The organism is Geobacter sp. OR-1 (assembly GCF_000813145.1).
Lineage (GTDB): Bacteria > Desulfobacterota > Desulfuromonadia > Geobacterales > DSM-12255 > Geoanaerobacter.
This window is the reverse complement of record NZ_BAZF01000013.1, coordinates 98,035-111,905: the sequence shown is the minus strand read 5'-3', so window position 1 is coordinate 111,905 and position 13,871 is coordinate 98,035. Positions and strand designations below refer to the sequence as shown.

The window sequence follows — 13,871 nt, the reverse complement described above, 5'->3', positions numbered from 1 at the left end:
TTTACGGCTGACCGAACCGTTGCTGCGCCTAAATATTGATCCAGGCCATCTGCCCCTGCGCACGACCGGCCCTGATAAAATCCGCCTCGGCCTCCCGCTCCAGACCCATTGCCCTTAAGGTCGTCCCGCGATGATAAAAGTAGAGGGGATGGGGCTTTATAGCGATCGCTGCCGTCAGATCCTGGACCGACTCCTCGTACCGTCCCCACTTGAAGAAGGCCTCACCGCGAAAGGCATGGATATTCATGACATATTCCTGCGGCAGCCGTTCCTGACCGGCGATCTTGAGGCAGGTTGTATAATCCTGCACCGCGGCAAGAAAGTTGCCGGCATCGACATAATACAAGCCGCGGAGAAAAAACGCCCGATCGAACGGCTGAAACTGGATCACCCGCGTCCACATGGTTCCGGAGTTTTGCCAGACTGCGGTCAACCGCTGGGTCATGCCGGCGTAAAAGAGTATCAACCCCAATGTCAATGCGCTAAACAGGAGCTTGCTCCGCAAAGCCGCCAACCGGCACCCTGCCCGGGTCAGGATCACGGCACCGGCAATGGCCGTTGCCACGGAGGGGAGATAGGTATAGCGCGCCGCATATTCGACGCTGTTCATCTGGAAAAAGGTCAGCACCGGCAGGATCGGGATCAGAAACAACAGCCAGAGCGCCGGTACCCAGCGGCGCTGCCAAGCAAAACCTGCCGCTATGGTAGCCGCTGCCACACAAGCAGCTTTAAGGGCATACGTTGCCGGTATCGGGTTGAGAATGATCCTGACCGGAATAATGCCGACCGGGTAGAGCGTCAACCGGCAGTATTCGAAGATCGCGTTCCCGGAGAGGACCGTCTTCTGCCAGAAGGAAAGTCCGGCAGCCCCCGCCTGCAAGGCACCACCCTGTGCCCCGAGATAGACACTGGCAACGGCCATCACCCCGGCAAAGAAGAAAAAGGGGAGTTTTTCCGCCAGTACCGGGGCAAGAGTCTCCTTCCGGAGGCGATTCAGCGGATACCAGTCAAGCACCAGCAGGAGAGCGGGAATAACGACGCTGCTCGGTTTCGCCATAAAGGAGACCAGCATGAACAGCAGGGAAAGATAGTAATTGCCGGATCGATACCAGGCGGTTCCGGAACCCGGTACCCGGTCGACATACCGCAGATAGAAAAGCAGTGCAAGCAGATAAAACACCCCGTTCAGGACCCCGCGCCGCTCCGTCACCCAGACTACACTTTCAACCCGCAACGGGTGGATGGCGAAAAAAAGGCCGGAAAGCAGCAACAGCAGCGGATAAAGATAAGCCGAATCCGACGGGATGCCGAACTCCGGCAATCGGTCCCGACAGATCCGGTCGGTGATCAGCACCACCAGAACGGTATTGACGGCGTGCAAAAGGATATTGGTCAGGTGAAACCCGAACGGATCGAGCCCCCAAATCTGGTAATCCAGGGCAAAGGAGAGCCACGAAAGAGGTATCCACGAGCCGCTGATCGGAATGACCGTGGTGAACGCCCATTTGATAAGATTCCAGTCAAAGCTCCTCAACGGGAGATTGTTGACGACAAAATCGTGATCGTCGAAATTCAGGAAACCGCAGGAAAGCGCCCGCAAGTAGACCAGCAGGCAGATCAGCCCCGCGGCCAGGGCTATGATTACAGGGCGTCGTTGACGCATGGCAACCCCTTACAGTTAAATCGTGTTAGTATATCACTTGACACGAGTTGACGGCAACGTAACAATAACGCACTATTTCACCATGTTAATTCCGGAGCCAGAATGACGGGCAAAAAAAGGGTGCTCCTGATCTACCCGAAAATGGGGATGTCCGGGGCCTACGTCAGACACATACCGTTGAGCTTGCTCTATGCTGCCATCGATACGATCCGTTCCGGTTTCGAAATCGATATCGTCGATGTGCGTCTGAACCCGGACAACTGGCGCCGGGATATCGAGGCAAAAATCAGCGGCAATACCATCCTGGCCGGATTGAGCGTCATCACCGGGACGCCGATCGGCAATGCCCTGGAAATAACAAGCTGGCTCAAGGAGCGGTTCCCCCGGATCAGCACTGTCTGGGGAGGGCCGCACGCCAACATCTGCGGCGATGAAATCCTGGCCGAAGAGTGTATCGACTTCGTGATCCGCGGATATGGCTCCAGGCCCCTGGCATTACTGGCCTCCCATCTGCGCGGCGATGATGATGCCGTCGCGCTGAATGCCATCGCCGGGCTGATGTCCCGGGAGAGCCCACCCGCAAAGATCATTTCCGTGCCGCCGGAAAACCGCTTCGAGCATACCGATTTCCGGGAGATTCCATATCACCTGGTCGAAAGCGACCTGCCCGGCTACGGCCAGTTGGGGAACAGTGAAAGAATCTTTTCGATGTACAGCAGTCTGGGCTGTCCCTACCAATGCGCCTTCTGCTCTTCCCCGGCCCAGTACCGGCAGATGAGCAGACGGTACGAACTGGTTCCCCCGGCGGAAGTCGTCGATCATGTCGCCTACCTGGTCCAAAACTATCAGGCGACCTATATCTATTTCATCGATGACGACTCGTTCGTGGATCTTGGGCATGTCGAGGCGATCATTGACGAGATCGACCGGCGCGGGATCAAGGTAAAGCTCGGGTTCCGTGGGGCGCGCATCGATGAAATCAAGCGAATGGACGATGCCTATCTGACCAAGCTGGCCGCTGCCGGCACCAACATCCTTCATATCGGCGCGGAGTCCGGTTCGCAGCGAATGCTCGACCTGATGAAGAAGAATATCAAGGTTGAGGAGATCCTCGAAGTCAACCGGAAGCTGGCGAGGCACCCGGAGATCTCTGCCGGCTACAACTGGATGATCGGGCTCCCGGGCGAGACCCCGGATGATCTGAAAGAGACCCGCGATCTGATCATGAGGCTTCTGGCCGACAATCCGGCCACCCTGATCTTTGCCCCGAACAAGTACCGGCCGATGCCCGGCACCGAACTCTTTGACATCGCTGTCCAACACGGATATCAGCCGCCATCGAGGCTTGAGGACTGGATCGACGTCGAAGTGGAAGGGGATTACCGCTTCCCCTGGTACTCCGCCGGGACCGCTGCCGCGATCAACATGATGCAGATCGCGTCTTACTTCATCGACAACAAGTTCTACAAGCTCTCCACCGGCAACTCCCCGTTCTATACCATGGTCAAGCTGCTCGGCCGGCTGTATGCCCCTATTGCGAAGTTCAGGTATAGAACCGGCTTTTCATCCTTTCTCATTGAGTACACACTCTACAACCTGTTTGCCAAAAGGTTCCGCAGGTAGCCCCCCCTCGCGAGATCAGCCGTTCCGTATGATCTCCACCGAGGTATGACCGAACTCCTGGAAACGGTTGGTCTTCAGCTTCACGTCGCAGGGGTTGCAGAATCCGTAGTTGCTGCAGGGCCGAAAATCGCGGGTCAGGGAAAACGCCGGGTCGAGAATGGTGCCGACCGGCTCCCGCCCCTCGTAGAGATCGGCGTGACAGCGGTATAACCCGCCGTCAGGGCCGATGATCAGCTCCGTGGTCCGGCAGCTTACCTCTGAAGCAGTGAGCCGGTCGCAGGCATCGGCGTAGGACAGCACCCCGTGCATGGCCCCCTCATGGTGCCCAAGAAAATCCTTGAGCCGGAAATCGATCCCCGACTCAATGCAGTAGTCGCGCGCCCGTTCAATTTCCTCTTTCCAGAACGGATGCATCACACCCCAGATACCGACACTGTACCCGCTATCGAGCAGGCGGAGCACCTTGGCAGCCAGCTGTTCGATCCGCATCGACTCGGGATGATAACTGACGCGGATCGAGGCGTATGGAGCATCGCGCTTGACCCGGGCCGGATCGATCTCTGCCGTGAACCGGTCGAGATCGGTTTCCAGGTTGGTGAGGATATCGATATGTCTGTCAGAGCGGAGGCCGCTGATGATCGCCGCAAAATCTGGATGCAGGGTCGGCTCCCCTCCCTGCAGGGTTATCGGCAGGTCCGGAGTCCCGGCCAGCCGGTTCAGACCGGTGATCCATTCTGCCCCTGAGAGCATCCGGCCGGGTGAGGCAAGCGTGCCGAACCGGTTGATGCAGTAACTGCAGCCCAAGTTGCAGTCAAGGGTGAGGAACGCCGCGATATAGTTGTAGTCCCCCGGCAGGGCGATGTCCGGGAGGTTGGCTGTCTCTATTGCTCTGAAGTTCAATTTTGCCTCTTCCGCCATATTCTTCCGACTCGCCGGATGCCGATATCCAGGAAAAAGTGGGCCACGGAGAAAAAGTTTTTCATGGTAAGCGCCTTGGATGCACCGGCAGAGCGTTCACCCGCGACAACCGGGATCTCCACGAACGTTTTTCCCTGGTCGAGCAGCCGGGTAATCAGGTCGGCCTGAAAACCGAAGCCGTGATAATTGGTATTCCAGCGCATGACATTGTAGCGGAAATTGACCCCGCAGCCGTTGTAGTACCTTACTTTGTAGCCGCTGACAACATTGACCGTCAGCGTAAACAGGCGCGACAGCACTCTCCTGAGCAAGGTGCGGTTGAGAGTGTGCGCATGGTACGGCAGCAGCATGTCCGCCTCGCCGATATGAAGCAGCAAGGTTACGAGCTGGTCGCGGTTCTCCACGTTATCGCCGTTTACGAGTTTGTAGTAACGGCCACGGCCGAGAAAAGCCGCTTCGATGAAGTTCTGGGCGACTCCTTCATTCTGTTCCCGCACCAGGAGCCGAAGCGGACTCTCGCCATGCTGACTCATATACTGCAGCACCAGGGAAACCGAATTATCCGTAGACGCATCGTCGATGACGATGACTTCCGATGAGAGATCGAGTTCGGCCATGGCGGCTGCGATCTCCTCAAGGGTCGCAACAATGTTTTCTTCCTCGTTGTAACAGGGAACAAAGAGGGTAATGTCCAGGTCGGAGCCGTCAGTCGGGAGCGGCTGACAGACAGGGGTACCGTAGACAGCGGCAAATCCGGTCGGTTCAAACGGTTGTCTCATGACCCCATCGTGCCCCTTCATAGCCGGTGCCATTAAAAGTGTACCCCCATTTTTCTGCGCGTCTGACGGCGGTGTTCGGTGAGTTCATCGGCAGTTATCCCGTACATTCTCGCAACCCGGGCCATTTTCTCCGGCGTGCTGAAATTGATCCGGTCCCACTCGAAGGCACGCAGCACCATCAGTTCAAAAGGGGTAAACTCGTCAGTGGCAATGAATCCGGTGCCATAGCCGAAGAACTTCGGATCCAGAAAGCTGAAATCCTCCGGCAGGTAGCCGCGATCTTTGCAGATCTGGTACAGGTCGGTTCTGGGCAGCGGCGTAGCTATATGAAAATGCGCCACATCGAAGTCACACGCCTCGGCAAACCTGAAAGTCTGGCGAATCTCTTCCCATGTTTCGCCCGGTACCCCGATCACGAAATTTGCCCCAATGGCAATGCCCACGCTACGGCATTGCCGTACCAGAGCAGGAACCGTCTCCAGCCGGAGCGGCTTGCGGATCACCTCATCGAGTACCCGCTGGCTCCCGGACTCCACGGAAACGGTTATCTGCGTGCAGCCTGACCGTGCCATCAACTCCAGCAGTTCCTGATCGAGATGCCAGGCACTGACCGTGACCGCCTTCCAGGTCAGGTTGTAGTTGCGCTCGATAAAGGTCTGCAACAGCTCCGTGATGCGAGCCCGGTCGGCCAGCAGCGCATCGTCGACAAAGATGATGTTTTCGATCCGGTATTGACTCTTCAGGTATTCGATTTCTTCGAGCACGTCTGCCAGAGGCCGGAAGACGATGCGACGGCCGGAGAGCGTGCGGGAAGCACAGAATACGCAATTATACGGACAGCCGTATGACGTGATGATGAATGCCGTCGGCCGGTCGGAGTTCAGCTGGTAATCCATGGTCCGGTGATGCAGATATTTTTCCACATCAAACAGCGAATAGTCAGGCTTTACCATGACCTTGACGTCACCGATGGTTGCTACTGGAGGGTTGATGACCTGTCTGCCGGCATCGTCCCGGTACGCAACCCCGGGGAAAGACCGGGCCTGTTCCGGATTATCGGATACCAGCTGCAAAAACGGCACGATCCGTTCTTCCGCATGGTACATGAACAGCCAGTCGACATTCGGATCGTTCAACGCTTCTTCGGGAAGGGTCGTTGCATACGCTCCCCCCATGATGGTTGTTGCCGCCGGGCAGGCATGCCTGGCAATGGCCAGGGCCTTGTGGGCATGCCGATGGTATTCGACGGACAGGGCGGAAATCAGCAGCATCTGCGGCGCCATCGCTTCGAGCCTCCGGCGGCAACCCTCTTCATCCAGGTTGTCGCCGTTGGCGTCGAGGATGGCGAATTCACAGAAATCCCGCAACAGAGCCGTAAGAATCAGAGCCGCATAGGGGATGCTGCCCCAGGCTCGCTTGTCGAACCAGCGGCTGTTCGGAATAAAGAGCACGACTCTCATTGGACGCCTGGAACCTCGCTATTCACACGAACCCCAGATGCACCGGATCGGCCCCGAGGTACTCCAGGATCTGCCGATTGCTGTTATCGACCACGCAATGATGATTGCACACTACCGAAGGATCAATTTGGAAAAATCGCTCTTTGTCCGCCTGCCAGAACTCCTTGAACCGAGTTGTGCGGATTGACCCGAGCAGACCGTCCTTCAGGTTGTACGCCTTGTCGTGACAGGAATAGACGTTCTGGTCGGCACCGATGACCGGGGTTATCTGGAGATACGGGCACCAGTGATACCCCTTGGCAAAGGTTTCCAGTTCGAGATGAAAGGAGTCAAAAATCTCGAATTCCGGTCCGCTGTATTCAGCAATGGCCCGGCCGAGCTGATCTTTCACAGTGGCCAGGATCGGCTGGTGGTAGGCATTGGTTTCCACCCCGCTGTTGCTGACGATGCAGGGCGACACCTTGACGCTGTCTACCCCGGCATCTTTCAGCCGTCGGATCAGCGCCAGGATCTGGCTGCAGTTGCGGTTGTCGACAATGAGGGACACCCCGAGATAACAGGAGCCGCCAATCTTCCGGAACGCTTCCATGTTGGCCAGGATGCGGCTGAATTCACCGTCGGCACAGCCCCTGTATTCTCTGTAGCTGGCATCATCCCAGCCGTCCATGGATATCCTGATCCAGGTGGCATTATGGGCAAAGAGCTCCGCCAGCCGACCATGCAGCAAGGCGCCATTGGTAAGTGCGGCAAACCGGACCGGGGTGGCGGCCAGGCGCTCTATTGCTGCCGGCAGATGCGAATAGCAGAACGGATCGCCGCCGCCGCTGAAGGTTACGGCCCGGACCCCCATGTCGGCGATGTCATCGATTATCTCCAGCATCTTTTCCCGCGGGATGGCGTCCTGCAGCTTCATATCCTGCCCCAGCTGCAGTGCGTCGGCTCGGTAGGCGCAGTACCAGCAGCCATGGTTGCAGGCATTGGTCGGTTTGATCCGAACATGCAGCGGAGGCAGAATTTCATCCGAATCCCGTGACAATGAATCGAGTTTTTCCGGGAACCGGAAGATCTTCATCCGGGTATAGAGTAACCCCATGGTGCGCTCCAACATTAATTAACAACTACTCGAAATAAATGAACTCATAATCGCCGCCATACCCAAACTGGTTGAAAAGCCACTGCCACTCCTGCGGCGTGAAAAAAGCGGCGCAGGTCAGTGCCCAGCACTGCAGGTTGAACAGTTCTTCTTCGTTGCGATACGCCTCGACCACCAGGTACTTGTCCTTCCCCACCCGTTCCATCTCGCTCAGGGCCGACTGCAGATCCGGAAGATGCAGGTTGTGCAGGGTGTTGAGAGAGATCACCAGGTCGAACTCCTTATCCCTGAACGGGTAGTGGTCCTGAGCCCGGTGAACGGCGAGCCGGCCGTGGATCTCTTCCTTGGCATTGGCGATGGCGTATGCCGAGATGTCAAAGCCGGCAACCCGGGCTTGAGGCAGAAGCTGTTGCAGTTCATACAGCAGAAACCCCTTGCCGCAGCCGACATCCAGGATCGATGCATCCTGTTGCAGGCTGTAGGTTGCGATGAGCTTTTCGGCCACCGGCTTCCACCGGCCGTCGTACCGAAAACCGCCGTATCCGTAACGCCGGTCGCCATCCCAGTAATCGGCGCCGTAACGGTTTGCCACCCGCATGCAGTCAACCTTCGCATCCTGCATCCTGGCGAGATAGTCTCTTTCTGTTCTCCTGTGAAGAGAGGTGACTATTTCCATCAAACGGTTCAAGCTCAGTTCCTCAAATCGGCTAGATGAAATTCACATGTTCGGGAGGATGGTTGATTCTCCAGAGAAAATCGTTGATCGCATCGGTCCTGCAGTTGACATAGCAACCGCCCAGATCCAGATTCCTTATTTTATCGACAACACCGGAGTATCTGTCGCTCTCCAGAATCTCCCGGAAAGAGTGTTCGACAAGATCTCCCATGCAGAACTCCTCCTCCCTGTGGTTGAAGAACATTCCGCACGGGTACAATTTCCCGTTGCCGCTGGAATAAAGAAGAAACGGCGTACCCAGACACTGTTCATACGCACGTGCCCCCTGATTGGTCACCTTCCGCCATTTCACAATGACCGAATAGCTTCCGGTGCTCACTGATTCCGCTTCCTTAAGCCGGTCGGCAAACTGATCATACTCGCCGAGCCGGTTGAACACTCCAAGGGTGTTGTCAACCGAGTCACTGCACTGCTTGATGACGAGGTAATCGACGCCGAGATCGCGGCCCAGAACTGCAAGAGGCACTGCCTGGTCAACATTGGACGGCATCAGCACCATCTGCAGGCCAATGGTCACATCAAGCCCTTTGCGCCGCTTCACGGCAACACAGAAACGAATCTTTTCCAGCACCTGCGCAAATAAATCCCTGCCATGCACTCGGAGGTAGGCATCAGGAGAGGCAGCGCTCAAGTTGAACCGCAACCAGCTTAGATGCTCAAGGGCCTCCTCCCCCTGCTTCCCAGTATCGAACAGAGTGCCGTTGGTCCCAAGGGCCATATCCACGCCGCTTTTCTTGCCGCAAACGATCGCTTCATAGGCATGAGGGTTGACAAGCGGCTCTGCCTCGCCGACAAAAGCGATGGAACGCACTCCCAGAGCTCCGGCATCCCTCATGTAGCGCAGGAGAGGCTCCCGGGGAAAACAGCTTTCCAGCCCCTCTTCATAGACATTCCCCTGCATGACGCCGAAACAGTACGAGCATCGGATGTTACACCCCTTGCTGAGACCGGCGTCGATGTGAATGGGTGAGATCCGGTCACCCCGCAGCCATTCGGTGACGCGATCCAGATGCCAGTAAAGCTTGTGACCGTCCATCAGAAACCTGTCAGACATTGTGCCGCCATTCTGCAGAAATATACCTGCAATAATCATCGACTGCTTCACTCCAGGGACGTAACTGAGCGACCTTTTCCGATCGGATCGGGGTATAGGTGTTTTTCCTGCCCAGTGCCGGGAACTCCGCGTGCGAACAGCTCTCGATATCTGCATCCAGAGAGAGCCGGTCAACGATACGGCTCATGAGATCATGGAGAGACGCCTGACCGGCATTGGCAATATGATACAAACCGTAGGGAGCTTTCCGGCTTATGAGCCCCATTACTGCGCTGGCGACATCAAGAGAAAAAGTCGGCGAAGCAATCACATCGGAGGAGATCCGCAGCGACTTCTCGCCGTTTCTGATCCTGGAGAGCATCCGCTCGACAAACTGGTTTGCCCGCCCCGTAGGCCCAAACAGCAGCGATACCCTGATCAGGTAGTGTCTCCGGGTAGTATTCTGCACAAAGCAGTCGCCGCCGTATTTCGTGACCCCGTACATATTGAGCGGGCACGGGGTATCACTTTCCGAAAAAGGTCGGCCAACCGCATTGTTGAAGACCGAGTCGGAACTGAAATGGACCAGGTCAAACCCGCGATCTTCGGCACATTCCGCAAGGAATTTCGGCAGCATGGTATTCAAGCGCAACGCCTTTTCCGGCTCCCGTTCACACTGGTCGATCCCTTGAAAGGCCACCGTATTGAACAACAAATCCGGACGGCACTGATCAATCAATTTTCCCACCTGGGAGAAATCATTGGCATCAAGGCCGGTACTGTTGGCACAAACAACCTGGTCCTGACCGGGAAAAGCGGCTGCCAACGCCTGCCCCATCTTGCCGCTGTTACCGAGCAGCAGAATGCGCCTTGCCTTCTCACTCATCTGCTAGCCACCCCTTCACCTTACGAGCCAACTGAACGGCATCGAGCCCGAACAACCGGCGCAACCCCTTGCAATCATAGACCTCATGAATGAATTGCCTGGGTATTCCGGCTGTTTTCAGCCGCCACCCCGGATCGGCCTCTGATTTGACCCACAGCAGGGAGCTCCCCAGGCCTGAATGTTCATAATGCTCTTCAACCGTTACCACAAGACGAACCGGCCCGAGCATATCGACAAGCGCATCTTCATTCAGAGGCTGTACCATCGGCACGGAAATCAGCATGACCGAGATCCCATCCTCCTCAAGGAGCGCGGCTGCAGCCATGACCTCCTCGGCAATTGATCCGTGGAACAGGAGGGCGCAGTCACTGCCGCTGCAAATTTTAAGGGGCGTTGAGATATCGGTAACAGCCGAAGTATGAATGGCCTGCTCGCCACGTTTGGCCAGACGGACATAGACCGGTTGGTCGGCGCTGAGAGCGTACTCGGCGGCTGCCCTTGCCTCGGTCGCATCACAGGGGGAGATGACGGCCAGGTTCGGCATGGTGGCGGCAATGCCCAGGTCTTCTATGGAATAGTGGGACATCCCCTGGGGGGCATAGGTAATGCCGCTGCCGATGCCTGCCATGATTACCGGCAGACCCTGGTAGCAGATGTCGTTCCGAACCTGTTCATAGCAGCGATAGAGCAGGAACGGTATGATGTTGTACATGACCACCTTGTGGCCGGTCATTGCCAGGCCGGCGGCAAAACCGGCCATGTTCTGCTCGGCCACCCCCATGTTTACAAATGACCCAGGAGCATCCCGGCGTAATCCGTCGAAAACCCCAAGTCCGGCATCGCCACTGAGGAAGATGAGATCATCCCTTCCCTCACCCGCGGCAATCAAGGTATCGATAAATCTGTTTCTCATGCGAGTTCCTGCATGGCACGCTCACGGATCTCGTCGGTCACGATGTAATAATGCCAGATCAGCTGGTCTTCCATGAAAGAGACCCCTTTCCCTTTCACGGTGCCGGCAACGATCATCCTCGGTTTTCCAGCCGTCGGGCCGGCAATGGCAGCGGCAAGCGCCTGGTGGTCGTGACCGTCAACAGCGGCAACCTGCCAGCCGAACGACTCCCATTTGGCGATGACCGGCTCGAATGAGCATATCTCCCTCGGCCGCCCGTACCCCTGGAGATTGTTGTAATCCATGATCGCGGTGAAGTTGTCCAGCCCGTGCTGCGGGGCGAACAGCGCCCCCTCCCAGATCGATCCCTCCTGGGTCTCACCGTCTCCGACCAAGGCAAAGACCCGTTGCGCCGAACCCTTCCGCTTGAAGCCAAAGGCCATCCCCAGGCCGACATTGAAACCATGGCCGAGCGAGCCGGCGGAACACTCAATTCCGGGAGCGGACAACCGGTCCAGGTGGGCAGGGAGTTTTCCCCCGTTTTTACAGTAGCCGGCCAGCAGTTCCGGCGTAATTATCCCCTTGACTGCCAAGGCTGCGTAAAGGGCGGTTGCCGCATGAGCCTTGCTCAGAATGAAGATGTCCCGCTCTTCCCATGGGTCAAACCGGAGAATCTCGCCGTACAGGGTTGCCAGGATGTCCGCACAGGAAAGCGCCGAGCCCACATGAGGGCCTCCGGAACGGTGCGCCAGCTCAACGATCTCCCGGCGGATCATGCGGGCAAATTCCGCAGTAGCCAATTCGCTCATTGCTCACATGCCCCTTTTGCGCGCTGCTCGAAAACTCTTTTTGCAGTGACCGAACTGCAGGATATTTCGTTACCGTTCAACCCGGCAAAATGTACCGACCTGAATACTGATGCAAAATCCCTGAAAACCTTGATCATGGTTGCGATTGAAACTGCCTTTGAAGCGCCGGCATTCCTCTGCTTCAGTGCGTAGGGGACTTCGGCATAAAGATAGCCCCTCCGTATGGTTTTGATCAGGATTTCCGCCTGGTAAAAGAACCCGTTGCTGCGAAGATCGATCCCTTCGAGAATTGACCGCCGGTACATGACCGTTCCGTTCAGGTAGTTGAGCGAAAGGCCGAAAAAGAGGCAGACGATCCGGGTAAAAAGTGCCGAAAGTCTCTGCCGGAACCGGGACCTGACTTCGGGATTATATACGAATGGCACCACAATATCGACCTGCTCCAGCAACGGCAAGTACCGGAATATTTCTTCGGCATCATTCTCGCCATCGCCCGGGATGAAAACCACGATTTCACCCCGGCTATGCTGCACGCCATCCCAGAACGAAGCCCCGATCCCCCGGCAGTTTTCGTGGTGTATCGCCTGAATGCATTGCTGCCATTTCACCCGGGCATCGGCCAGGGCGCCGGTCCGATCGCTACTGCCGTCGTTGACGATGATCAACTCGCCGCAAATGCCCAACCTGTTGAAGACGTCAAGAACGTTGTCAACGCTGGCATCAAGGCAGAGTTCTTCATTCAGGGCAGGCATTATGGCAGTTATGAGAAACTGATAGGGATGGTCAGGTGCTGTCATTGTCGGGAACTCAAATAAAATTTACATGGCCGGAAGGGTGGACCAACTCCCAGAGATACCGGTTGACTTCATCCATGCGGCAGTTTACGCGGCACTCCGCAACATCAAGGCATTTGCTGACATATTCCAGCGACGCCCTGCGCAAAGAGCCATGCCAGATCTCAGCAAAACCCTGTTCCCCGATGTTCCCGTAACAGAAACGCTCGTCGCCGAGATAGGCGCTGCAACCCCATACATTCCCGTGCGAGTCGATATGAGACCAGAACGGGAGTGCCAGGCATCGATCATATCCTCTCGATTGTTGACCGAGTTTAAGAATTGTGTTCTGCCGGAATATCACCCTGAAATCGTCGTCATTGAACCGGTTGAGACGATCCGCAAGCGAAAGATAAGGCTCGTAGTCGATATGCTCATAGGTTGTGGTAAGACTTTTCAGATGCTGTGAATACGGCTTGATCACGAGATAGCTCAGTCCCGCGTCCCTGACGATGCCGGCAAGGGTTTCGACTTCGTGGGCATTTTCCGGCAGCAGAATCAGTTGGGCTCCCAGCGTGCAGGAAAAATCATTTTCCCGGGCAATCTTTGCCGCTTGGATCATGTTTTCGATCACACGGTCAAAATCCGCTTCCTTGGTGCGATGTATGGCAGCGTAGGTCTCAGGGGTGCCGGCATTGATGCTGACCTTGAGCCAGCTGAGGCTTTCCCCCATCTTCCCGAACAACTCCCCGTTCAACAGCACTCCGTTTGTGGTCAAGGCTGCATCGATACCGGCTTCTTTTGCATGATTGACCATGTCATCGATTTCACGATGGAGCAGCGGCTCACCTTCGCCGCAGAACATCACGCTTTTGACGCCGAGGCGGCCCATTTCCGTCAATCGCGATTTGAGGAGTGCGGCATCCAGAAAGACGGGACGATATTCGAGGTAATCCAAGGCGCAGAAGGTACAGCGGTGATTGCACGCCCCGGATGGTGAGATCTCCGCATATATCGGGAAGATATTGCCACCGTCAAGCCAGTCGGAAACCCGCTGAGGATGAAACATCAACTTGTGGCTGTCGATTCTGTATTTATCTGTTGTTATTGTCATAAAACCGATCTGACTGAAGCGAATTGCCCCCTGATCCTGACCTTTTCTATCGCATAAAAAGTGAATATACCTCTTATCAGCAGCCGTGACAA

The 13,871-nt window shown here is 56.3% G+C and carries 13 protein-coding genes; 1 reads left to right on the top strand and 12 read right to left on the bottom strand.

Features of this window, described 5'->3' with window-relative positions:
- Nucleotides 1–28: 28 nt before the first annotated feature.
- Nucleotides 29–1,663, bottom strand: a complete 1,635-nt coding sequence (locus OR1_RS13925) for a hypothetical protein (RefSeq protein ID WP_041972506.1) — start codon at nucleotides 1,661–1,663, stop codon at nucleotides 29–31.
- 102 nt (nucleotides 1,664–1,765) lie between these two features.
- On the opposite strand from OR1_RS13925, the gene OR1_RS13920 reads away from it, so the two are divergent.
- Nucleotides 1,766–3,286 (top strand): B12-binding domain-containing radical SAM protein, encoded by a 1,521-nt coding sequence (locus OR1_RS13920; protein ID WP_041972505.1) that lies wholly within the window; start codon nucleotides 1,766–1,768, stop codon nucleotides 3,284–3,286.
- Between the two features lie 15 nt (nucleotides 3,287–3,301).
- On the opposite strand, the gene OR1_RS13915 is transcribed toward OR1_RS13920, so the two are convergent.
- The 11 genes from OR1_RS13915 to OR1_RS13865 are packed head-to-tail and all read right to left on the bottom strand — an operon-like array spanning nucleotide 3,302 to nucleotide 13,779.
- The gene (locus OR1_RS13915) at nucleotides 3,302–4,186 is read right to left on the bottom strand and encodes a radical SAM protein (RefSeq protein ID WP_160295257.1); all 885 of its coding nucleotides are present in this window, start codon (nucleotides 4,184–4,186) and stop codon (nucleotides 3,302–3,304) included.
- On the bottom strand, nucleotides 4,183–5,016 hold the full coding sequence (locus OR1_RS13910; RefSeq protein WP_041972503.1) for a glycosyltransferase family 2 protein: 834 nt from the start codon (nucleotides 5,014–5,016) through the stop codon (nucleotides 4,183–4,185). The genes OR1_RS13915 and OR1_RS13910 overlap by 4 nt, the downstream gene beginning before the upstream one ends.
- On the bottom strand, nucleotides 5,016–6,443 hold the full coding sequence (locus OR1_RS13905; protein WP_041972502.1) for a B12-binding domain-containing radical SAM protein: 1,428 nt from the start codon (nucleotides 6,441–6,443) through the stop codon (nucleotides 5,016–5,018). The genes OR1_RS13910 and OR1_RS13905 overlap by 1 nt, the downstream gene beginning before the upstream one ends.
- A 22-nt stretch (nucleotides 6,444–6,465) precedes the next feature.
- Nucleotides 6,466–7,536, bottom strand: coding sequence for a radical SAM protein (locus tag OR1_RS13900; protein WP_041972501.1), 1,071 nt, complete (start codon nucleotides 7,534–7,536; stop codon nucleotides 6,466–6,468).
- Between the two features lie 25 nt (nucleotides 7,537–7,561).
- Nucleotides 7,562–8,224, bottom strand: coding sequence for a class I SAM-dependent methyltransferase (locus OR1_RS13895; protein ID WP_041972500.1), 663 nt, complete (start codon nucleotides 8,222–8,224; stop codon nucleotides 7,562–7,564).
- Between the two features lie 19 nt (nucleotides 8,225–8,243).
- Nucleotides 8,244–9,326: a radical SAM/SPASM domain-containing protein gene (locus tag OR1_RS13890; RefSeq protein ID WP_041972499.1), complete on the bottom strand. Its 1,083-nt coding sequence runs from the start codon at nucleotides 9,324–9,326 to the stop codon at nucleotides 8,244–8,246.
- Complete coding sequence (locus OR1_RS13885; protein WP_041972498.1) at nucleotides 9,319–10,191, bottom strand: NAD(P)-dependent oxidoreductase; 873 nt, start codon at nucleotides 10,189–10,191, stop codon at nucleotides 9,319–9,321. The genes OR1_RS13890 and OR1_RS13885 overlap by 8 nt, the downstream gene beginning before the upstream one ends.
- On the bottom strand, nucleotides 10,184–11,104 hold the full coding sequence (locus tag OR1_RS13880) for a transketolase family protein (RefSeq protein ID WP_041972497.1): 921 nt from the start codon (nucleotides 11,102–11,104) through the stop codon (nucleotides 10,184–10,186). The genes OR1_RS13885 and OR1_RS13880 overlap by 8 nt, the downstream gene beginning before the upstream one ends.
- Nucleotides 11,101–11,892, bottom strand: a complete 792-nt coding sequence (locus OR1_RS13875; RefSeq protein WP_041972496.1) for a transketolase — start codon at nucleotides 11,890–11,892, stop codon at nucleotides 11,101–11,103. The genes OR1_RS13880 and OR1_RS13875 overlap by 4 nt, the downstream gene beginning before the upstream one ends.
- Nucleotides 11,889–12,689, bottom strand: a complete 801-nt coding sequence (locus tag OR1_RS13870; protein ID WP_041972495.1) for a glycosyltransferase family 2 protein — start codon at nucleotides 12,687–12,689, stop codon at nucleotides 11,889–11,891. The genes OR1_RS13875 and OR1_RS13870 overlap by 4 nt, the downstream gene beginning before the upstream one ends.
- 10 nt (nucleotides 12,690–12,699) lie before the next feature.
- The gene (locus OR1_RS13865) at nucleotides 12,700–13,779 is read right to left on the bottom strand and encodes a radical SAM protein (protein ID WP_041972494.1); all 1,080 of its coding nucleotides are present in this window, start codon (nucleotides 13,777–13,779) and stop codon (nucleotides 12,700–12,702) included.
- Nucleotides 13,780–13,871: the final 92 nt, after the last annotated feature.

Excerpts from the sequence above, each read along its gene's own strand:
- OR1_RS13865 (WP_041972494.1), bottom strand. The coding sequence starts at position 13,779 with ATGACAATAACAACAGATAAATACAGAATCGACAGCCACAAGTTGATG.
- OR1_RS13905 (WP_041972502.1), bottom strand. The coding sequence starts at position 6,443 with ATGAGAGTCGTGCTCTTTATTCCGAACAGCCGCTGGTTCGACAAGCGA.
- OR1_RS13880 (WP_041972497.1), bottom strand. The coding sequence starts at position 11,104 with ATGAGAAACAGATTTATCGATACCTTGATTGCCGCGGGTGAGGGAAGG.
- OR1_RS13910 (WP_041972503.1), bottom strand. The coding sequence starts at position 5,016 with ATGGCACCGGCTATGAAGGGGCACGATGGGGTCATGAGACAACCGTTT.
- OR1_RS13885 (WP_041972498.1), bottom strand. The coding sequence starts at position 10,191 with ATGAGTGAGAAGGCAAGGCGCATTCTGCTGCTCGGTAACAGCGGCAAG.
- OR1_RS13900 (WP_041972501.1), bottom strand. The coding sequence starts at position 7,536 with ATGGGGTTACTCTATACCCGGATGAAGATCTTCCGGTTCCCGGAAAAA.
- OR1_RS13890 (WP_041972499.1), bottom strand. The coding sequence starts at position 9,326 with ATGTCTGACAGGTTTCTGATGGACGGTCACAAGCTTTACTGGCATCTG.
- OR1_RS13870 (WP_041972495.1), bottom strand. The coding sequence starts at position 12,689 with ATGACAGCACCTGACCATCCCTATCAGTTTCTCATAACTGCCATAATG.
- OR1_RS13925 (WP_041972506.1), bottom strand. The coding sequence starts at position 1,663 with ATGCGTCAACGACGCCCTGTAATCATAGCCCTGGCCGCGGGGCTGATC.
- OR1_RS13875 (WP_041972496.1), bottom strand. The coding sequence starts at position 11,892 with ATGAGCGAATTGGCTACTGCGGAATTTGCCCGCATGATCCGCCGGGAG.
- OR1_RS13920 (WP_041972505.1), top strand. The coding sequence starts at position 1,766 with ATGACGGGCAAAAAAAGGGTGCTCCTGATCTACCCGAAAATGGGGATG.